Origin of the sequence: Nocardia arthritidis NBRC 100137, from assembly GCF_001612765.1 — a bacterium.
In the GTDB taxonomy this organism is placed as follows: domain Bacteria; phylum Actinomycetota; class Actinomycetes; order Mycobacteriales; family Mycobacteriaceae; genus Nocardia; species Nocardia arthritidis.
The window spans coordinates 109,867-130,687 of sequence record NZ_BDBB01000025.1 but is presented as its reverse complement, the minus strand read 5'-3'; the positions used below and the strand labels follow the sequence as shown (position 1 = coordinate 130,687).

The window sequence follows — 20,821 nt, the reverse complement described above, 5'->3', positions numbered from 1 at the left end:
CCGGAACTTCAGTGAGGCAACTTTTCAAGCTTAGCTCATCGATGAACCCAGTTGCAAACTGGGGTCGCGATCGAGCCATGTGATCGTCAGGCGCTCCTCGTCCTACCTCGTTTCCCTGGCCTCTCGCTCAGCGTTTCCGCTCAGCTCCTGGGCCCCGGGTCGGTGTCCGTGTCGCTCTGACTTGGAATAAGTTACGTGTCTGCGTGCACGATGTCAAATCCCCTGGTCAGCACGCGTTTTCAGGGAAACGTTCGATAACTCGCGCCCACCGGGATGGACGCGAGCGCTCAATCCGCGGCGCCGACGCGCGTGACATCGCCGCCCAGCGCCTGCAGCTGCTCGACGAAATTCGGATACCCGCGATCGATATGGAATACGTCGTGCACTTCGGTGGTCCCGTCGGCGACCAAGCCCGCGAGGACCAGACCCGCGCCGGCCCGGATGTCCGAGGACCACACCGGAGCACTCGACAACCGAGGAATCCCGCGCACCACCGCGTGGTGCCCATCGGTGCGCGCGTCGGCGCCGAGCCGGATCATCTCTTCCACGAACCGGAAGCGCGCCTCGAAGATGTTCTCGGTGATCATCGACGTTCCGTCCGCGATGGACGCCAGCCCGATGGCCATCGGCTGCAAGTCGGTCGGGAAGCCGGGGAACGGCAGGGTCGAGAAGTTCACCGCGCGGGGCCGCTCGGCCTGGACCACCCGGAAGCCGTCCTGCTCGAACGAGATGCGCGCACCCGCGGACCGCAGCTTGTCGAGCACCAGCGACAGATGCTTGGGGTTCACACCCGTGACGCGGATGTCGCCGAGGGTCATCGCGGCGGCGATGCCCCACGTCGCGGCCACGATGCGGTCACCGATGACGCGGTGGGTGGTCGGCGCGAGACGCTCGACGCCCTGGATGGTGAGCACCGAGGTGCCCGCGCCGCTGACCCGCGCACCCATCCGGACGAGCATGTTGCACAGGTCGACGATGTCCGGTTCGCGCGCGGCGTTGTCGATCACCGTCTCGCCCTCGGCCAGCACCGCCGCCATGAGGATGTTCTCGGTCGCGCCGACCGAGGGGAAGTCGAGCCGGATCCGGGCACCTTGCAGTTCGTCGGCCTTGGCCACCACGCAACCGTGCTCGATCTCGCTGGTCGCGCCGAGCAGGCGCAGGCCGGCCTGATGCATGTCGAGCGGGCGGGAGCCGATGGCGTCGCCGCCGGGCAGTGCGACGACGGCGCGCTTGCACCGCGCCATCAGCGGACCCAGCACGCACACCGACGCGCGGAACTGCGTCACGGCGGGGAAGTCCGCGTGGTACTTCGGTTCGGCGGGCGTGGTGATGGACACCGTCCCGCCGTCGATGGCCACGTCGCAGCCGAGGCCGCGCAGCACATCGCCCATCAGCGGCACGTCGAGGATGTCCGGGCAGTTCGTGATCGTGGTGGTGCCCTCGGCGAGCAGCGCAGCAGCCATCAGTTTGAGGACGCTGTTCTTGGCGCCCCCCACCGTGACCTCACCGACGAGTCGATTTCCGCCGGTAACCAAAAACCGTTCCATGCCGCCTCTCCGCGTATTCGGCGCACTGTTGGTGCAAGGATAGTTGGGGCGGCGCACTACGGTGCCGCCTCTCCACGACTCCCCTCGCCTCCGGACGTTTTCGCCGTTGGAGCGAGTGCCGCGAGATGGGCGTGTTCTGTGGTCGACGGGGTGGTCCCGACGCCTTGCCGGCAATACCCCGTGATCGCTCGGGTACTCGCCTGCGGTCCTACGCGATCAGGCGCTCGGCGGTTCCCCGCCGGGCTTCCACAGGATATCGCCGCCGGGATTGGCCACCCGGCTCAGGATGAACAGCAGGTCCGAGAGGCGATTGAGGTACTTGGCGGGCAGGACCTCGGTGTCCTCCGGATGCGCCTCGATCGCCGCCCACGCCGAGCGCTCCGCTCGGCGCGCGACCGTCCGGGCGGTGTGCAGCAGGGCAGCCAGCGGCGTACCGCCGGGCAGGATGAACGAATCGAGCGCGGGCAACCCGGTGTTGAACTCGTCGCACCATGCTTCGAGCCGATCGATGTAGGGCTGAGTGACCCGCAGCGGCGGGTACTTCGGCTCCGCCACGACGGGCGTGGAGAGGTCTGCGCCGGCGTCGAACAAATCGTTCTGTATCTGCCGCAGCACCGCGAGCATCGTCGCGTCGGGCGCGCCCAGAGCGATCGCGACACCGATGGCGGCGTTGGTCTCATCGCAGTCGGCGTAGGCCACCAAGCGTGGGTCGGTCTTCGCGACCCGGGAGAAGTCGCTCAATCCCGTGGTCCCGCCATCGCCGGTCCGGGTGTAGATCCGGGTCAAATGCACGCTCACAGCACAACCCTAGCGGGCGCGGCCGGACCGGGTCCGCCGAGAGCGGTGGGCTACAGACCCGGCATCCGCCGCGTGCGGTCGGACGGACGGGATTCCACCCAGGACAGGAAGGCGGTCAGGGAATCGCGATCCAAGGCGAGCTCGAAGTCGCCCGAGCGGTCCGACACCGCGATCACAGCGATGTCGTCGGTCATGATGTCGTACTCGTCGCCGCGCGGGCCCCGGCGATCACCGATCTCGATGCCCTGACGCCGAATGGCGGAGTCCGGGCCGAGTTTGAGGCTGGTGAGTTTGAAGAAGACCAGACGGTCCTCGTCGTAGCGGATCAATCCGTGGCGCCACCCTTGACCGCCGCGAGCGGGCAGGACACGCAGGATCGCGGCGGTTCCGCCGCGCCGCAACATGATGAGGCGGTAAGTGGAGGCGAGCGCGAGGAACACGAGCGTGAGCACCAGAATGATCAGCAGAACCATCCCGGTTTGCAATGCTGTTCGTCCCTTCGCTACGCCGCCGTGTGGTCGACACGGCATTCGATTGGCGGGCGTTCGCAGGCCCTTCGTGGTTACGCGGACGGCCGGTCGGCGAGCCTGATGTTCACACCGCGTGCGGTCATTCAACCACGGCACCGAGTTTACAAATGGCCCGGCCGTGTCCGACTCGCCTGAAAGACGCTGTCGGCGGTGAAGGGACGCTTCACCGCCGACAGCAGTCGTGCTCGAAAACTGGTTGTAACTACGCGTTCGCCGTCTGTTCGACCGCGCGCACGCGGGCCTGAGCCGCCTTCTGCTGCTCTTCGCTGGCGTCGGAGTCGGCGAGCACCCGGCGGGCCTCCTCGACGTCCACCTCGTCGGCGAACTCCGCCGACTCGGCCAGCACCCGAACCGAGTTCGCGGTCACCGAGAAGAAGCCGCCGTGCACCGCGGCGACAACCCGCTGACCGTCGGTATCCACGATCGTCACGATGCCGCCCTCGACCAGCTGGCCGAGCAACGGTTCGTGGCCGGCCATGATGCCGATCTGGCCCTCGGTGGTCTGCGCGCTGACGAACGACGCCTGGCCGGACCAGAGCAATCGTTCGACCGCGACGAGATCGACTGACATTTCCGCCATCGGTGACTACTTTCCGAGGATCTTCTTGGCGGCCTTCTCGACATCGTCGAGACCACCGCAGCTGTTGAAGGCCTGCTCGGGGTAGCTGTCGAACTCACCCTTGCAGACGCGGTCGAAGTCGTCGATGGTCTGCTCCAGCGGCACGACCGACCCCGGCTGACCGGTGAACTTCTCGGCCACGATGAAGTTCTGGCCGAGGAACTTCTCCAGACGACGGGCGCGACCGACGAGGACCTTGTCCTCCTCGGACAGCTCGTCCATACCGAGGATGGCGATGATGTCCTGCAGTTCCTTGTACTTCTGCAGGATCCGCTTCACCTCGTTGGCCACCCGGAAGTGCCGGTCGCCGACGATCGAGGCCTCCAAGATGCGGGAGGTCGAGGTCAGCGGGTCGACAGCCGGGTAGATGCCCTTCTGCGAGATCGGGCGGGAGAGCTCGGTCGTCGCGTCGAGGTGGGCGAAGGTGGTCGCCGGAGCCGGGTCGGTGTAGTCGTCGGCGGGCACGTAGATGGCCTGCAGCGAGGTGATGGACCGACCACGGGTCGAGGTGATGCGCTCCTGCAGCTCACCCATCTCGTCGGCCAGCGTGGGCTGGTAACCGACAGCGGAGGGCATGCGGCCGAGCAGGGTCGACACCTCGGAACCGGCCTGGGTGAACCGGAAGATGTTGTCGATGAACAGCAGCACGTCCTGGTGCTGCACGTCGCGGAAGTACTCGGCCATGGTCAACGCCGAGAGGGCGACGCGCATACGGGTGCCCGGCGGCTCGTCCATCTGGCCGAAGACGAGGGCGGTGTCCTGGAGGACGCCCATCTCCTCCATCTCCAGGTGCAGGTCGGTGCCCTCACGGGTGCGCTCGCCGACGCCGGCGAACACGGAGGTACCGGAGAACTCCCGCGCGATACGGGTGATCATCTCCTGGATCAGAACGGTCTTGCCGACACCGGCGCCACCGAACAGACCGATCTTGCCACCCTTCACGTACGGGGTGAGCAGGTCGATGACCTTGATGCCCGTTTCGAGCAGCTCGGTCTTGCCCTCGAGCTGGTCGAACGACGGCGGCTTGCGGTGGATGCCCCACTGCTCGCCGTCGCGGCCCAGGCCGGGGGTGTCCAGGCAGTCGCCCAGCGCGTTGAAGACGTGGCCCTTGACCACGTCGCCGACGGGCACCGAGATCGGCTTGCCGGTGTCGGTGACGGTGGCGCCGCGGACCAGGCCGTCGGTCGGCTGCATCGAGATGGTGCGCACGATGTTGTCGCCGAGGTGCTGGGCGACCTCGAGGGTCAGGGTCTTGGCCACCGAGGTCAGGGCGATCTCGGCGTGCAGAGCGTTGAACAGCGCGGGAATGGCTCCGCGCGGGAACTCGACGTCCACGACGGGGCCGATGACCCGGACGACGCGGCCTGCGGCGCCGCCGGTCCGGCTCGTGTTGTCTTGGGTGACAGCTGCGGTCATTGGTGTTGGTTCTCTCCGTGTCGATGTGCGGCCTTCGGGGGGCCTTCGTGGTTGCGCACGCTTCCGCTCCCGGCCCCGTGCCTCAGGCTGGGTCTGATCGGCGGCCCTCGCGGGGCCCTTCGTGGTTACGCACGCTTCCTCCTACGTGCCCGTCGCTCAGGCCGCGCGTGGCGCTTAGTCGCGGTCCGAGCTCGACGCCAGCGCGTTCACGCCGCCGACGATTTCGCTGATTTCCTGCGTGATCTGGGCCTGGCGCACCGAGTTGGCCTCGCGCTGGAGCACGCTCGCGAGTTCGTTGGCGTTGTCGGTGGCGGCCTTCATTGCGGTGCGCCGAGCCGCTGACTCGGATGCCGCTGCCTCGAGCAACGACGCGTAGATGCGCGTGTTGACGTACTTCGGCAGCAGCGCCGCCAGCAGCACATCGGCGTCGGGCTCGAATTCGTACTGCGCGTGGACCTCCGCCGTCGGTGAATCCGACACGATGTCCTCACCCAGGTCGAAGTTCTCGTCGACGTAGCTCACCTGGATCGGCGCCAGACGGCGCACCTCAGGGCTCTGCGTCAGCATCGAGACGAAGCGGGTGTACACGACGTGCAGCTCATCGACGCCGGCGATGTCACCCGTCCCGTTCGGAGCGGGCACCGCTCCGTCGGAGCCGGCCATGAAGGCGTCGACCAGGTGGTGGCAGGCGGACGAAGCATCGGAGTACTTCGGCTGCTGCGAGAACCCGGTCCATGCCGACACGTACGAGCGGTTGCGGAAGGCGTAGTAGGTCAGGCCCTTGTTGCCCATCACGTAGAGCACCGGCTCTTTGCCCTCGTCACGCAGGGTGGTCATCAGCTCTTCGGCGCGCTTGAGCACGTTCGAGTTGTAGCCACCGCACATGCCGCTGTCACTGGTGATCACCAGCACGGCCGCCCGGCGCGGGTTGGCGCGCTCGGTCAGCAGCGGATGCGAGAGGTTCTTCGACGCGCTCGCCAGCTCGCTGAGGACCTTGGTGATCTCCTCCGCGTACGGCTTCGCGGCCGCGACCCTCGCCTGAGCCTTGGAGATTCGCGAAGTCGCGATCAGCTCTTGGGCCTTGGTGATCTTCTTGATCGAATTCACACCACGAATGCGGGAGCGCAATTCACGCAAGCTTGCCATCAGCGGTTCACACTCCCTTCATTCGCTGCGTGGGATTGACGGCACACGCCGGGCACGAGGAGCTCGCGCACGCTTGCTCCTTCGTGCCCGTCGCGCATGCCGCGGATCGAATAGCGCATTTGCCGGCTCGCGTTACTTCTCGACGTGCTTGCGGGTCACCGACAGCGACTCGACCTCTTCGTGGTCGAGCTGGCCCGCCTCGGCCTCGTTCACCACGGGAGTGCCGTCGGAGGTGAGGAAGGTCCCCAGGAACTTCTTGGTGGCCGCCTCGACCTGCTCGGCCGCCTCGCCGTCGAGCACCTTGCCGCCCTCGATGGCCTTGAACGCGTCGGCGGCGCTGCGGTGCAGTTCCTCCAGCAGTTCGGCGTTGAAGCGGCGGATGTCACCGACCGGGATCGAGTCGTAGTGGCCACGGTCGACCAGGTAGATCGAGATGATCTGGTCCTCGACCGGCACCGGCGAGTACTGGTCCTGCTTGAGCAGCTCGACCCAGCGGGCGCCGCGCTCGAGCTGCGCCAGCGAGGCCGCGTCGAGGTCGGAGGCGAACGCGGAGAACGCCTCCAGCTCGCGGTACTGCGCCAGTTCCAGACGCAGCGAGCCCGCCACCTTCTTCATGCCCTTGGTCTGGGCGGCGCCACCGACGCGGGAGACCGAGGTACCGACGTTGATCGCCGGGCGGACACCCTTGTTGAACAGGTCGGACTCGAGGAACACCTGGCCGTCGGTGATCGAGATGACGTTGGTGGGGATGAACGCCGAGATGTCGTTGGCCTTGGTCTCGATGATCGGCAGACCGGTCATCGAGCCCGCGCCCAGCTCGTCGGACAGCTTCGCGCAACGCTCCAGCAGCCGGGAGTGCAGGTAGAAGACATCACCCGGGTAGGCCTCGCGGCCCGGCGGGCGACGCAGCAGCAGCGAGATGGCGCGGTAGGCCTCGGCCTGCTTGGTCAGGTCGTCGAACACGATGAGCACGTGCTTGCCCTGGTACATCCAGTGCTGGCCGATGGCCGAACCGGTGTAGGGGGCCAGCCACTTGAAGCCGGCGGAGTCGGAGGCCGGGGCGGCGACGATGGTGGTGTACTCCAGCGCGCCGTGCTGCTCCAGCGCGGCCTTCACGCCCGCGATGGTGGAGCCCTTCTGGCCGATGGCGACGTAGATGCAGCGCACCTGCTTGGTCGGGTCGCCGGTCTCCCAGTTGGCCTTCTGGTTCAGGATCGCGTCGATGCAGACCGCGGTCTTGCCGGTCTTGCGGTCGCCGATGATCAGCTGACGCTGGCCGCGGCCGATGGCGGTCAGCGCGTCGATCGCGGTGATGCCGGTGGCCAGCGGCTCCTCGACCGGCTGACGCTCCAGCACGGTCGCGGCCTGCAGCTCGAGCACGCGCTGTTCCTCGGACTCGATCTCGCCGAGGCCGTCGATCGGCTGGCCCAGCGGGTTCACCACGCGGCCGAGGAACTTGTCGCCGACCGGGACCGAGAGCACGTCACCGGTCCGGCGGACCTCCTGGCCCTCCTCGATCTCGGCGAACTCGCCGAGGATGACCGCACCGATCTCACGGTCCTCGAGGTTCAGCGCGACGCCGAGCACGCCGCCCGGGAACTCGAGCAGCTCGTTGGCCATTGCCGAGGGCAGGCCGCTGACGTGCGCGATGCCGTCGCTGGTGTCGGTGACCACACCGACTTCTTCGATGGAGGTCTCGGGGGTGTAGCTCTGGGTGTAGCTCTCGATCGCGCTACGGATCTCGTCGGAGGAGATCGTCAGCTCCGCCATGTTCTTCCTGCTCTCGCTGTCTGGGTCTGGAATGTCGGGGGTGGTGGAAGGGCGCTAGGTCAGGGCCCGGCGCATCTTCTCCAGTCGGCCGATGGCGCTGCCGTCGATCACGTCGTCACCGACGCGCACCACGACTCCGCTCAGCAAACTCGGGTCGACCTGGATGTGCACCGTGGTCGCCTTGCCGTAGATGCGCCGCAGCGAGGCGGCCAGCCGGTCGCGCTGCTGTTCGCTGAGCCCGATCGCGGCGCGCACGTGCGCGACGATCTGATCGCGGCGCCCCGCCGCGAGGTCGGACAGCTCGTCGAAGGCGGCGCTGATGCCCGACCGCTGCCTGGTCACCACCTGCTCCGCCAGGGTCAGGGTGATGGGCTCCGCCTTGCCGGCGAGCAGCCGTTGGATCAGCTCGCCCTTGGCCGAAGCCTGCTGCGACCGATCCGACAGCGCCCGGTCCAACTCGGGGTTGTCGCTGATGATCCGGCCGAGCCGGAACAGCTCGTCCTCGACCGCTTCGATGCGACCACGCTGGGCCGCCGACTCCAGCAACGCCTCCTGGCCGAGCAGCACCAAGGTGTCCACCAGATCAGAAGTGCGCGACCAGTTCTCGGCCACCGCGGTGGTCAGCACTGCCAGCGTGGCAGCGCTGACCTTGCCGCCGAAGACCCGCTCACAGAGTTCCGCACGCGCGGAACCCGGCACCGACACGTCCGCGAGCGCCACACGCAGCGAACGCTGGTCGTCCAGCACGGCGACAACGGCGAACAGTTCCGACCCCGTCGTGGCCGCAGCACTGTCGCTTCCGGTCAGAGCGGCCCGAAGCGCCTCCCGAGACCGGGCACTGGCCTCGCGGCTCGCTGCGTACATGCTTCTCACTTTCGCGTCGTTACCTTCCGACCCCGATGCCTGCGTCCGTCTGGTCGAGCTCGTCGAGGAAACGGTCGATCGAGGCCGCCTGCTTGGCCTCGTCCGAAACCGACTGCCCGATGATCTTCTCGGCCAGGTCGACGGCCGTGCGGCCGACTTCGTGGCGCAGTTCGGTCAGGATCTGCTGGCGCTGGGCTTCCAGCTGGGTGTGGCCCGCCGCGATGATGCGGTCGGCCTCGGCCTGGGCCTCCGAGCGCATCTGGGCCAGGATCTCCTGACCCTGGGTGCGCGCGTCCTCGCGGATGCGCGCGGCCTCGAGCCGGGCGTCGGCCAGCTGCTGCTGGTACTGCTGCAGGGTGAGCTGAGCTTCTTCCTGCGCGGCTTCCGCGCGAGCGATGCCGCCTTCGATCTTCTCGGAACGCTCGTCGAGCGTCTTCATCAGGCGCGGGATCACGTACTTGTAGAACAAGAACCCGATGATGATGACGCAGACGATCGACCAGATGATGTCGTACGTTTCGGGGACGAGAGGATTCACATCCTCTCCCTCCGCCGCCGCGAGCAAAACTGACTCGTACATCGGAATCAGAAAATGAAGCCGGCGACGAGACCGATGAGGGCCAGGGCCTCGGTGAACGCGATACCGAGGAACATGTTGGTACGGATGGTGCCCTGCAGCTCAGGCTGACGCGCGATGCCCTCGATCGCCTTACCGACGACGATGCCGACGCCGATGCCGGGGCCGATCGCGGCGAGGCCGTAGCCGACGGCGCCCAGACCCTTGAAGGTGCTCTCGTTCGTCGCGGCTTCCTGGGCCAGGTAAGCGAGGCTCATGAGTCTTCCATTCCCTTTCTGTTGCTCACCCGCCGGTCGGCGTGGTGTAGCAGGTTTCCGGTAGTTGTGTCGGTCAGGTCAGTGATCGGCCGCGTGCTGTGCGAGTCCGATGTATACGGCGGTCAGCAGCGCAAACACGTAGGCCTGCAGGAAGATGACCAACAGCTCGAAGAGCGTGAATCCGAGTCCTGCGAGCAGCGAGAACGGCGAGAACACCTTCATCCACGAGGTGGCGTCGAACAGGAAGAACCATGTCGCGCTGAAGAACAGCACCAGCATGATGTGGCCGGCCAGCATGTTCGCCATGAGTCGGACGGTCAGCGTGAACGGACGCAGGATGAAGGTCGAGACGAACTCGATCGGAATCAGCAGCACGTGCAGTGCGGCGGGAACGTTCGGAACGACGATGCTGCTGCGCATGTAGTTGAGGAATCCGTACTTCTTGATACCGACGTAGTTGAACGTCAGGTACGCGATGACGGCCAGCACCAGCGGCATGCCGATTCGGGCGTTCGACGAGATGTTCAACCCCGGCACGACACCCGAGAAGTTCAGAAAGAGGACCGTGAAGAAGATCGTCGCGATCAGCGGGAAGAACTTCCGTCCCGACTCTTTGCCGAGGACCTCGTCACAGATCTGCTCCTTGACGAAGACCAGGCCGATTTCGGCGACATTCTGCAGGCCGCGCGGAACGATCCGGGGCGAGCGGAATGCCAGCACCATCACGACCGAGAGAACGGCCGTCATCAGAATGCGGATCAGCATCAATCGATCGAGTTCGAACGGCGTTCCCTCGAACAGCACAGCTGGAGGGAAGAAGTCGGTAAGCGACGGCGCGTGGAACTCGGCCGCCAGAGTGGTGACGCTCAGCGTTCTCTCCCGTGTTCGGGCCGCGGGTACGGTCATTCCCGCGGTTCGATCGGACATTGACGATCAATTTGGGTCGACTCAGGTCGGCTCGAAGTTCGTCAGCAGCTGGGCGGTGGTTTGATTTCCACCAGGCGTCTGTACGTGTGTCGGCGACATTCGTCGACATGCAGAACCGGAACACCCCTCGGAGCCCGGCACGGCAGTAAGCATAGCGGCCCATGCAGGGGATCTCGGCGGTGACCCCTCAGTGATACCCGACTTGGTCGCTTGCTTACCAACACTTTACCAAGTCATCTACGACAGCGTGTAGGGGGTGGGGTGTTTTCGTTACTCCCGAGTACCGGACGCGGTGTCGGGTTCGGTCGTCGTCACGTACGGAACCTTCTGGCGGACAACGCCGTACGTCTCCGCGCCGAGCACGATGACCAGGGCTCCGACCACCGTGAGGAACAGCACGACGCGATCGTAGAAGTCGAATCGCTGGAGGATCGCGACGACGATCAGCGCCACCAGGACTTTGCCCACCCAGCTGACCAGCATGATCAGACCGGCGGTACTCGGCGGCAGCTTCGCGCCGAACAGCACGACGGCCGCGGTGGTGAGGATGAAGCCGCCACCGATCACGGCGCCGAGCACGGCGCCCCACACTCCGGAGCTACCCGAGACGGCGGCGCCCAGCGCGACGGCCAGGACAACCAGCACGCCCAAGCCGATCAGTCCGTAGCGCAGCGCGGACCGCAGCGGCGCGTCGGGGCCGGGCACGGGTCGGGGTGTGAAGCTCACAGCCGCCGACTTTACCCGGACGCCGATCCGTCACTCGCCGGGTCCCCACGCCGCAGCCCCGGAATGGCGGTGATCACCAAGGCGAAAACCAGCCCGCCCGCCATCAGCAACACGACCAGCGTGCGGTCCATCAGCGAGGTGCCGACCGCGCCGAAGGCGAGCACGCCGACCCACAAATAGATCAACAGCACCACGCGGCGGTGCGAATGGCCGATCTGCAGCAAGCGATGATGCAAGTGCATTTTGTCCGGCGTCGAGAAACTCACGCCCGCGCGAACCCTGCGCACAATGGCGAGCAACAGGTCGAGCACCGGAATGAACATCACCGCGCCGACCAGCAACAGCGGGGAAAGCAGACCGACGATGTCGCGCGGGCCGTACCCCTGCAACGGGATTCGCCCCGACGCGCCGGTCGACACCGCGGCCAGCATCAGTCCGATCAGCATCGAGCCGGAGTCGCCCATGAATATGCGCGCGGGCTGGAAATTGTGCGGCAGGAATCCGAGGCATCCACCCGCGAGCGCGGCGGCCAGCAATGCCGGCGGGTAGGTGTCCACCGAGCCGCCCTGCTCGTTCATCAGTCCCAGGCAGAACACGAAGACGGCCAGCGCCGCGATCAGACCCAGACCGGCCGCGAGGCCGTCCAGACCGTCGACGAAGTTCATGGCGTTGACCAGGGTGACGGTGACCGCCACCGTGACCAGCCCGCCCTGCAAGCCGTCCAGCACCACCGTGGTGTTGCTGAACGGGTTGTAGATGACATACCAGCCCAAACCCATGACGGCCATCACGCCCGCCGCCGTCACCTGGCCCGCGAACTTCGTCAACGCGTCCAGGCCCCAGCGATCGTCGACGATGCCGACCAGCACGATGACCGTGGCGGCCACCAGCACGGCGATCGGGATGTTCGGTTTGTAGTCGAAGCCGCTGCGCAGCGCGGGCAGCTGGTGGGCGAACAGCACCGCGGCGACCACACCGATGTACATGCCGACACCGCCCATCCGCGGAATCGGCTTGACGTGCACGTCCCGGTCCCGGGGCACGGCCACCGCGCCGAAGCCGATCGCCAGCACCCGCACCCCACCGGTGGCCAGGAACGTCACCACCGCGGAGATGAGCAGCACGACGAGCAGCTCCCGAAGCGGGACGACGGCACTCGAACCCATCATCCGAGCTGCTGCGCGGCGCCGCTGAGCGCTTCCGGCGACATGCCGAGCACCTCGGCGATGTCGGCGACGGGCACCGCGCCCACGCGCAGGACGCGCGGCTGGTCGGCGGTCAGGTCGACGATGGTGGAGGCCACCGCGTGCTCGGCCGGGCCGCCGTCGAGGTAGACGCCGACCAGCTCGCCGAGTTGGTCACGGGCTTCGGCCGCCGTCTTCGCCGGGGGCTGCCCGGACACGTTGGCACTCGACACCGCCAGCGGGCCGACCTCACGCAACAACTCCAGCGCCACCGGGTGCAGCGGCATCCGCAGCATCACCGTCCCACGCGTGTCACCGAGATCCCAGGCGAGCGAAGGCGCTTGCTGCACAACGAGACTCAGGCCGCCGGGCCAGAACGCCCGGATCAGCTCGCGCGCCTGCGGGCGCACCGAGAAGACCAGGCCGTCGATGGTGTGCCAGGAACCGACGAGCACCGGCACGGGCATGTCCCTGCCGCGACGCTTGGCCGCGAGCAGCGAACTCACCGCGGTGGCATCGAACGCGTCCGCGGCCAGCCCGTACAGGGTGTCGGTAGGCAGCACGACCAACCGTCCGGATTTCAGGGCGCTGGTGGCTGCGGACAGTCCGGCGGCGCGCGAGTCGGGATCCGCGCAGTCGTAGACGGTACTCACGGCAACCATCCTGGCATGCTGGGCCGCTGGCCCGCCTCCCCGGGTCTTCAGGCCGTACCCGCTGGAGAGCGCGAGATTCGCGTTCAGGTCTCGCGTCAAGAGGCCACTCGAGTTCTGGGCGTGCCCGGTGAGTTACCCGGGTGCTCACGAAATCAGTCGTCGAGTGCGGTGTGGCGGTCGCCGCACCCGAATTCGACCACTGTCGATAAAGGGCTTCGGCTCCCCACCATGCTGGAGCCGCGCGCTCGCCGGGGATGAGCGCGCACCCTCGTGTTCCGGTCGGCTTCACGACTCGCATGCGGTGTCCACGGAAGGCGGCGGGCCGGTAGGCCGGGTAGGTACGCGCAGGAGCACACCGGTTCGGGTGGGGTCCGGCTACAGACGAGCGAAGCGCGGGTCAGGTGTGGGTGGCGGCGACGAAGCGAGGTTTGCCCGCCAGGTCCGGGTGCTCGACGACGTCGGCGAAGACGCCGGTGGCGGTGAGGAGGGCGGCCACGCCGGAGCCGTTGGTGTCGTCGTGCTCGATGGCGGTGGCGCCGCCGGGGCGCAGCAGTCTGGTGATGTTCGGGATCATCCCGCGGATGACCGACAGCCCGTCCGGACCGCCGAACAGGGCGACGGACGGGTCGTGCTCGGCCACCTCGGGGTCGAGGCGAGCGCCCTCCGGGATGTAGGGCGGGTTGGACAGCACGATGTCCACCCGGCCGTTCAGATCGGCGAGCAGTTCGGGATCGGTGGCGTCGTCGGCGTAGAGGGTGATGGGGGTATCGCCCGCGGCGATGCGGTCGTCGGCGTTGCGCCGCGCCCAGACCAGGGCGGCGGGATCGAGTTCGACGGCGTGCACCTCGGCGTCGGGACGCGCGTGCGCGACAGCCAGCGCGAGCGCTCCGGAGCCGGTGCACAGGTCGACGACAATCGGCGCGTGATCATGCGGCAGCGCTTCCAATTGCGCCAGCGACCACGCGTACAGCAACTCGGTCTCCGGGCGCGGCACGAAGACGCCGGGGCCGACCGCGAGGTCGAGCGCGCCCATCACGGCCGTCCCGGTCAAGTGCTGCAACGGGATTCGCTCGGCACGGCGGGCAACCAGCTCGCGGAACGAATCCAGCTCGTCCGGCGACACCAGCGGGCTCAGCGCCAGGCGGGTTCGCTCCACACCGAGAACGTGCGCGGCCAAATGCTCGGCGTCGGCGCGGGGACTGTGCACCCCTGCGGTCCGTAACGTCTCGATGGCGTCGTTGATGACGGGGCGCAGCGCGACTCGGGTCGTAGACATGGCACCGACTCTGCCCGAAAGACGGCTATTCCGCGGCCATACGTGCTTCGCGATCCGCCTTCCCGAGAGCGTCCAGCAGCGCGTCGAGGTCCCCGTCGAGCACGGCGTCGAGGTTGTGCGCCTTGAAACCGATCCGATGGTCGGTGATCCGGTTCTCCGGGAAGTTGTAGGTGCGGATGCGCTCGGAGCGGTCCACCGTGCGGATCTGGCTGGCACGGCCCGCCGCCGCCTCCTGATCCGCCTGTTCTTCCGCCAGCGCCTGCAACCGCGCCGCGAGCACCTGCATGGCGCGCGCCTTGTTCTGCAGCTGGGAGCGCTCGTTCTGGCAGGTGACGACGATGCCGGAGGGCAGATGGGTGATGCGCACCGCGGAGTCGGTGGTGTTGACGCCCTGACCGCCCTTTCCGGAGGAGCGGTAGACGTCGATACGCAGATCCGACTCGTCGATCTGCACCTGTTCGATCTCGTCGGGCTCCGGATAGATCAGCACGCCCGCCGCCGACGTGTGGATGCGGCCCTGCGATTCGGTCACCGGGACGCGCTGCACCCGGTGCACCCCGCCCTCGAACTTGAAGCGCGACCAGACACCCTCGCGCGTCGCGTCACGGCTCTTGATCGACAGCGTCGCCTCTTTGTAACCGCCCAGGTCGGACAGGGTGACGTCGAGGATCTCGACCTTCCAGCCGTGGCGCTCGGCATACCGCACGTACATGCGGGCCAAGTCGGAGGCGAACAGCGCGGACTCCTCGCCGCCTTCCCCGGACTTCACCTCGAGCACGACGTCGTCGCCGTCGTGCGGGTCGCGGGGGGCCAGCAGGTCGGCGAGCGCCTGTTCCAGTTCCTCGACCTGTCGTTCCAGTTCCGGGACCTCCGCGGCGAACGCGGAGTCGTCGGCGGCGAGTTCCCGGGCGGCGGACAGATCGTCGCGCGCCGTCTCGAGCTTGCGATAGGTGGCCATGACCGGGGCCAGCTCGGCGAACCGCTTGCCGACCCGGCGCGCGGCGCCCGCATCGTTGTGCAGCGACGGATCGGCCAGCTGCGTCTCCAGGCCCGCGTACTCGGCCAGGATGTCGTCGATGGCGGACGGTTGCGTCACAGTGCTTCCTTCTCCTGATGCCGGTCCATACAAAACACCGACGCCCGGCCTGCGCAGCAGGACCGGGCGTCGGCGAGGAAGCTACTTGGCGTCGGCCTTCTTGCCGGCACGCTTGCCGTAGCGGGCCTCGAAGCGGGCCACGCGGCCACCGGTGTCGAGGATCTTCTGCTTGCCGGTGTAGAACGGGTGGCACTGCGAGCAGACCTCGACGGTGATGTGTCCCGACTCCTTGGTGCTGCGAGTCTGGAAGGTGTTGCCGCAACCACAGACGACCGTGGTGTCGACATACGTCGGGTGAATTCCTGCCTTCATGGATGTCCTCTCGATTGTGGTCGCCGGGTCGCCCGCGCGCGATGCGCTGAGCGTGAACCGGAACCGACTAGGCGGGAGCTCTGCTCACCTGAGCAGACGCAACGACCGTTCAGTATGCCAGAACTGCCGTTACGCTCCCAAAACGCCCCCGGCGGGTGGTTTGTTCCCGACCAGGTAATCCCCTATCCTTCCCGCCCCTGGAAGTCCGGGCACGCGAATCCGCGCTGCCTCCGGGACCCTGAAGTCGGGTAGTCCGCTACTCAGGAACGTGAACAAATTCGTTCATAGAGTTGCGTACCTGGTGCACATCGGCGTGCCGAGACAGGAAGGAGACCCCGTGAACATCCGAATCGCGTCCGCGATCCTCGTTCTGCTGACTCTCGCGGTCGCCGTCGGTTTGTCCGCCCTCCCCGCAGGCACGTCCTATCCGGCGCCGGAGAACGCCGTGTACATCCGGGCTTCCGGGTCCGCCGCACCGAACTCCGGGGTGGGGACGTGTGCGCTCGTCACGAGTTTCCTGATCTGCGGCGCCGCCACGATCGGTTTGGCGTTCTTCAGCCCCGGAGCGTCGAAAGGGTCCCGCATCAGCGGGACCCTTTCGACCGAACAGCTGGTCAACTCACTCGTCGAGCGCGCCGGGCGCTGTCTTGCTCACCTGCATCAGGAACTCGAGGTTGTTCTTGGACTTCTTCAAACGGTCGATCAGCAGATCGATCGCCTGGTGCGAGTCCAGGCCGGACAGTACGCGGCGCAGCTTGTGCAACACCGCCGCCTCGTCGGGGCTGAGCAGTAGTTCGTCCTTGCGGGTACCGGACGGGTTGACGTCCACCGCCGGGAACACGCGCCGCTCCGCGATCTTGCGGTCCAGCTTGAGCTCGGCGTTACCGGTGCCCTTGAACTCCTCGAAGATCACCGTGTCACCGGTCGACCCGGTCTCCACCATCGCGGTGGCGATGATCGTCAGCGAGCCGCCGTTCTCGATGTTGCGCGCCGCGCCGAGGAACCGCTTGGGCGGGTACAGCGCGGTGGAATCCACACCACCGGAGAGGATTCGGCCCGAGGCGGGCGAGGAGTTGTTGTACGCGCGCCCGAGCCGGGTGATCGAGTCGAGCAGCACGACGACGTCCTTGCCCATCTCCACCAAGCGCTTGGCGCGCTCGATGGCGAGTTCGGCGACCGAGGTGTGGTCTGACGGCGGACGGTCGAAGGTCGAGGAGATGACCTCGCCCCGTACCGAACGCTGCATGTCGGTGACCTCTTCGGGACGCTCGTCGACCAGCACCACCATGAGGTAGACCTCGGGGTTGTTGGTCGCGATCGCGTTCGCGATGTCCTGCAGGATCGTGGTCTTACCCGCCTTCGGCGGCGACACGATCAGGGCGCGCTGGCCCTTGCCGATCGGCATGATCAGGTCGATCACGCGGGTGGTCAGCTTGTTCGGCTGAGTTTCCAGCCGTAGGCGCTGGTTCGGGTACAGCGGAGTGAGCTTGCCGAACTCGGGACGGCGCTTGGCCGCCTCGACGTCACCCCCGTTGACCGTGTCCAGCCGCACCAGCGGATCGAACTTCTGACGCTGGTTGGACTGTTCGCCGTCGCGCGGAGCGCGCACCGCGCCGGTGATCGCGTCACCACGGCGCAGGCCGTTCTTGCGGACCAGGTTCATCGACACGTAGACGTCGTTCGGACCGGCCAGGTAACCCGACGTGCGGACGAAGGCGTAGTTGTCCAGCACGTCGAGGATGCCCGCGACCGGCTGGAGCACGTCGTCCTCGCGGATCTCGAGCTCACGGGCCTCGCCGCCACCGGTCTCGCGGTCGCGCCCACGACGACGCTCACGGAAGCGGCGTCCGCGCCGTCCGCGACCGCCTTCCTCGTCGTCACCGCCGCGGCCGCCCGCGCTGCCGTTCTGGCTCTGGCCGCGCTCACCCTGACCACGGTCACTCTGACGGTCACCTTGGCCACGGTCACTCTGACGGTCGCTCTGGCCACGGTCGCTCTGACCACGCTCGCGACGACGCTCGCCGCTCTGCTCGGCGTCCTGCTTCGATTCGTCGGCACGCGTCTCGGCGGGCGCGGTCTCGGTCGCCGATCGCGCCTGATCACGGCCACGACGCTGCCGACCACGGCCTCGCTGGCCGCTCTCCCGGCCGGACTCCTCGGTGGTCTCGGTCGCCGTGGACGATGCCGACTCGGCCGCGTTCGTGGCGGCGGGCGCGGAATCGGCGGGGGCCGTCTTCGCCGGGGCGGGAGCCTCGGTGGGCGCGGCCGATGCCGCGGGCGTCACGTCGAGGGTCGCCTGCTCGGCCTTGGCCGGCGCCGCGGAAGCGGCGGTCTTGGCGGGTGCATCGCCTTTCGCGGGGGTGTCGGCCTTGGCGGTTACCGCGGACTTGGCCTCGCTCTTGGCGGGCTTCTCCGCCTTCGCTGCCGCCCTTCCGGCGGCCTGATTCTCCTTGATGGCGGCGATGAGATCGCCCTTGCGCATCCCGGAGGTGCCTCGGATACCGAGCTCCCCCGCAAGCGCGCGCAACTGCGGCAACAACATTCCAGTCAGCCCCGATCGTGCGACGTCGGTGTGTTCGCTCATCTTCGAAATCTGTCCGGATTCACTTTCGCGGTCGCCCGTCGGGTTCGATTCCACGCCGGGTGTCGCGAGCAGGTCCGTATCTGTCACGGAAATCCTTTCCTTCCCTCGATCGCCGTGTGCTGTTTCGAGGGTTCGTCCCGCAGCCCGGGCATTCTGCCGGACTGGGATGCGTCCGTCCGGGCGCTGTGTGCCGTATCACCTGCTCCGCCGGACCGGCGGCTTCTCCACCATTGGTGAAAGGTGGGGAGAGATCATTCCAGTTGCGCAGCTACGCAGCACCCCCATGGCCTGGAGGCTCGAGCCTGGAGCCTGCTGGAGCGATTGCCCTGATGAAGCACCGGCGTCTGATGCGCACGATGTACGGACTTGCCCAGGATAGCTGTCTATTGCGAATCTCGGCAAGACAGACTCGCCGTCAGTCGACCAGGACACCTTCGGCGATTCCCGGCTCCACCACGCGCAGGCCGTCGGCCGCCGCCAGTTCGCGCAGTTCCGCTGGAAATTCGCTGGTACCCATGGCCAGGATGGTCGGGCCCGCTCCGGAGACGGTGGCCGCGATCCCCGCCGTGCGCAGGCGGGTGATCCAGGCCGTGGTCAGCGGTAGCGCGGGGGCACGCTGAGCCTGGTGCAGACGGTCCGCCGTAGCCGGCATCAGCAGGTCGGGACGCTGCGTCAGCGCCACCACGGCCAGCGCGGCCCGGCTGACGTTGAACGCGGCGTCGCCGTGCGACACGACGTCGGGCAGCAGGCCGCGGGTGTGCGCGGTGGACGAGCGCTCCTCGGGGATCAGCACGATCGGACGCAGCGCGGGATGGGCCTCGAGCCGCACCGCGCGGTAGACGCGACCGTGGTATTCGGTACCGGGAGCCTCGTCGGCGGGATGTTCGCTCTCCGTCCACGAGACGACGATCCCGCCCAGCACACTGGCCGCCGCGTTGTCCGGATGACCCTCGAATTCCGCGGCCAGCTGGACCATTCGGTCGGCAGGCGTGGCCAGCGCCGGGTCCAGCTTCGCGGCCAGGGCGCACCCCGCGGCGAGTCCGCCGACCACCGCCGAGGCCGAGGAGCCCAGCCCGCGGGAATGCGGAATCACGTTGCGGCACACCACATCGAGGCCGTCGGCCCACACGCCGGCCGACTCCAGGCCGCGCTCGATCGCACGAACCACGAGATGTGAAGGGCCCCAAGGGACATCGTCGGCGCCCTCGCCCTCGACCCGGATGGTGAGCCCGGAATCGGTGGTGCGCACCTGGATCTCGTCGTAGATCCCCAATGCCATACCGAGCGAGTCGAACCCGGGACCGAGGTTCGCGGTGGACGCGGGTACCCGCGCGGTCACGGTCAGACCGGCGGGCAGCGTCGCGCTCATGAGCTGGCTCTCGCGCGAATTCAACTCAGGCCAGCTCTAGTTCGGCGGCGACGGCGACCGGGTCGACCGCGACCGGCTGCACCTGCGGCAGGCCCAACAGCGCGGTGTCGGGATCCTTCAGGCCGTTGCCGGTCACGGTGCACACCACGGTGAGACCGGAATCCAGCCAGCCCTCCTTGCGGGCGGCGAGCACACCGGCCACGCCGGCCGCCGACGCGGGCTCGACGAACACGCCCTCGGTGGCCGCGACGAGGCGGTACGCGTCGAGGATCTCCTCGTCGGTGGCGGCGCGGAACGCGCCACCCGACTGCTCCTTGGCCTCGACAGCGCTGTTCCAGGAGGCGGGCGCGCCGATCCGGATCGCGGTCGCGATGGTCTCGGGGTCCTTCACCGGAGCGCCGTTGACCAGCGGGGCAGCGCCGGCGGCCTGCACGCCGAGCATGCGCGGCAGCCCGCCGGTGACGCCGTCGGCGTAGTACTCCCGGTAGCCCCGCCAGTACGCGGTGATGTTGCCCGCGTTGCCGACGGGAAGGGCGTGCACGTCGGGCGCCTTGCCGAGCACGTCGCAGATCTCGAAGGCCGCGGTCTTCTGGCCCTCGATGCGCGCCGGGTTCACCGAGTTCACCAGGCCGACGCTGGGGAAATCGGCGGTGACCTTGCGGGCGAGTTCGAGGCAGTCGTCGAAGTTGCCCTGCACCTGGATGATCTTCGCGCCGAGCATGACCGCCTGGGCCAGCTTGCCCATCGCGATCTTGCCCTGCGGGATCAGCACGGCGCAGCTCATGCCCGCGCGGGTGGCGTACGCCGCGGCGGATGCCGAGGTGTTGCCCGTGGACGCGCACAGCACCGCTTTCTGGCCGCGGTACTTGGCGTCGGTCATCGCCATCGTCATGCCGCGGTCCTTGAACGAACCGGTCGGGTTCAGGCCCTCGACCTTGAGGTACACCTCGCACCCGGTGATTTCGGACAGGTGCGGCGCGGGCACCAAGGGCGTGCCGCCCTCGTACAGCGTGACCGGCTCCCAGTCGGCCGCGCCCGCGAGCCGGTCGCGGTAAGCCGCGATCAGGCCCGGCCAGCGGGAGTGCACTCCGGCCTGGGGCGCGACGCCAGTCGTATGGCCTCCCGGCTCCCGGCCGCCACCCCTCATGGAGTCGCTGCGCGACGCTGTGG

Annotated in this window: 21 protein-coding genes; all 21 read right to left on the bottom strand. The window is 67.7% G+C overall.

The genetic code is table 11. The annotated features are described in order from the left end of the window. Positions 1-287: 287 nt before the first annotated feature. Positions 288-1,547 (bottom strand): UDP-N-acetylglucosamine 1-carboxyvinyltransferase, encoded by a 1,260-nt coding sequence (gene murA / locus NA8_RS19545; protein ID WP_063051802.1) that lies wholly within the window; start codon positions 1,545-1,547, stop codon positions 288-290. Positions 1,548-1,763: 216 nt separating this feature from the next. After that, entirely contained in the window at positions 1,764-2,345 is a 582-nt protein-coding gene (locus NA8_RS19540; protein WP_063051801.1) for a cob(I)yrinic acid a,c-diamide adenosyltransferase, read from the bottom strand. Between the two features lie 50 nt (positions 2,346-2,395). Beyond that, entirely contained in the window at positions 2,396-2,818 is a 423-nt protein-coding gene (locus NA8_RS19535; RefSeq protein WP_084466922.1) for a DUF2550 domain-containing protein, read from the bottom strand. Positions 2,819-3,077: 259 nt separating this feature from the next. After that, complete coding sequence (locus tag NA8_RS19530) at positions 3,078-3,455, bottom strand: F0F1 ATP synthase subunit epsilon (RefSeq protein WP_040865169.1); 378 nt, start codon at positions 3,453-3,455, stop codon at positions 3,078-3,080. A gap of 6 nt (positions 3,456-3,461) precedes the next feature. Continuing rightward, complete coding sequence (gene atpD / locus NA8_RS19525) at positions 3,462-4,910, bottom strand: F0F1 ATP synthase subunit beta (RefSeq protein ID WP_063051799.1); 1,449 nt, start codon at positions 4,908-4,910, stop codon at positions 3,462-3,464. Between the two features lie 174 nt (positions 4,911-5,084). Further along, positions 5,085-6,056 (bottom strand): F0F1 ATP synthase subunit gamma, encoded by a 972-nt coding sequence (locus tag NA8_RS19520; protein WP_063051798.1) that lies wholly within the window; start codon positions 6,054-6,056, stop codon positions 5,085-5,087. Between the two features lie 132 nt (positions 6,057-6,188). Continuing rightward, the gene (gene atpA, locus NA8_RS19515; RefSeq protein WP_063051797.1) at positions 6,189-7,826 is read right to left on the bottom strand and encodes a F0F1 ATP synthase subunit alpha; all 1,638 of its coding nucleotides are present in this window, start codon (positions 7,824-7,826) and stop codon (positions 6,189-6,191) included. A gap of 54 nt (positions 7,827-7,880) precedes the next feature. Next, positions 7,881-8,690 carry a F0F1 ATP synthase subunit delta gene (locus NA8_RS19510; RefSeq protein ID WP_063051796.1) on the bottom strand — a complete coding sequence of 270 codons (810 nt, stop codon included), beginning with the start codon at positions 8,688-8,690 and terminating at the stop codon, positions 7,881-7,883. A 19-nt stretch (positions 8,691-8,709) separates the two neighbouring features. Continuing rightward, positions 8,710-9,270, bottom strand: coding sequence for a F0F1 ATP synthase subunit B (locus NA8_RS19505; RefSeq protein ID WP_063022909.1), 561 nt, complete (start codon positions 9,268-9,270; stop codon positions 8,710-8,712). 5 nt (positions 9,271-9,275) lie between these two features. Beyond that, entirely contained in the window at positions 9,276-9,524 is a 249-nt protein-coding gene (locus NA8_RS19500) for an ATP synthase F0 subunit C (protein ID WP_039796339.1), read from the bottom strand. Between the two features lie 78 nt (positions 9,525-9,602). Continuing rightward, complete coding sequence (atpB, locus tag NA8_RS19495; protein WP_157106791.1) at positions 9,603-10,430, bottom strand: F0F1 ATP synthase subunit A; 828 nt, start codon at positions 10,428-10,430, stop codon at positions 9,603-9,605. A gap of 291 nt (positions 10,431-10,721) precedes the next feature. Continuing rightward, positions 10,722-11,177 (bottom strand): Cg1360 family ATP-synthase-associated protein, encoded by a 456-nt coding sequence (locus NA8_RS19490; RefSeq protein WP_063051795.1) that lies wholly within the window; start codon positions 11,175-11,177, stop codon positions 10,722-10,724. A gap of 11 nt (positions 11,178-11,188) precedes the next feature. Next, on the bottom strand, positions 11,189-12,346 hold the full coding sequence (locus NA8_RS19485; protein WP_063051794.1) for a glycosyltransferase family 4 protein: 1,158 nt from the start codon (positions 12,344-12,346) through the stop codon (positions 11,189-11,191). After that, positions 12,343-13,014 (bottom strand): L-threonylcarbamoyladenylate synthase, encoded by a 672-nt coding sequence (locus tag NA8_RS19480; protein ID WP_063051793.1) that lies wholly within the window; start codon positions 13,012-13,014, stop codon positions 12,343-12,345. Before NA8_RS19480 ends, NA8_RS19485 begins: the two co-directional genes overlap by 4 nt. 397 nt (positions 13,015-13,411) lie before the next feature. After that, positions 13,412-14,290, bottom strand: coding sequence for a peptide chain release factor N(5)-glutamine methyltransferase (prmC, locus tag NA8_RS19475; protein WP_063051792.1), 879 nt, complete (start codon positions 14,288-14,290; stop codon positions 13,412-13,414). A gap of 25 nt (positions 14,291-14,315) precedes the next feature. Next, entirely contained in the window at positions 14,316-15,386 is a 1,071-nt protein-coding gene (prfA, locus tag NA8_RS19470) for a peptide chain release factor 1 (RefSeq protein WP_063051791.1), read from the bottom strand. Between the two features lie 81 nt (positions 15,387-15,467). Beyond that, positions 15,468-15,698, bottom strand: coding sequence for a 50S ribosomal protein L31 (gene rpmE / locus NA8_RS19465; RefSeq protein ID WP_039796334.1), 231 nt, complete (start codon positions 15,696-15,698; stop codon positions 15,468-15,470). A 423-nt stretch (positions 15,699-16,121) separates the two neighbouring features. After that, positions 16,122-16,283: a hypothetical protein gene (locus NA8_RS33860; RefSeq protein ID WP_157106788.1), complete on the bottom strand. Its 162-nt coding sequence runs from the start codon at positions 16,281-16,283 to the stop codon at positions 16,122-16,124. A gap of 34 nt (positions 16,284-16,317) precedes the next feature. Next, the gene (rho, locus tag NA8_RS19460; protein ID WP_063051790.1) at positions 16,318-18,369 is read right to left on the bottom strand and encodes a transcription termination factor Rho; all 2,052 of its coding nucleotides are present in this window, start codon (positions 18,367-18,369) and stop codon (positions 16,318-16,320) included. 328 nt (positions 18,370-18,697) lie between these two features. Then, positions 18,698-19,651, bottom strand: coding sequence for a homoserine kinase (gene thrB, locus NA8_RS19455; RefSeq protein ID WP_063051820.1), 954 nt, complete (start codon positions 19,649-19,651; stop codon positions 18,698-18,700). 25 nt (positions 19,652-19,676) lie between these two features. Then, the gene (thrC, locus tag NA8_RS19450) at positions 19,677-20,798 is read right to left on the bottom strand and encodes a threonine synthase (RefSeq protein WP_063051819.1); all 1,122 of its coding nucleotides are present in this window, start codon (positions 20,796-20,798) and stop codon (positions 19,677-19,679) included. Positions 20,799-20,821: the final 23 nt, after the last annotated feature.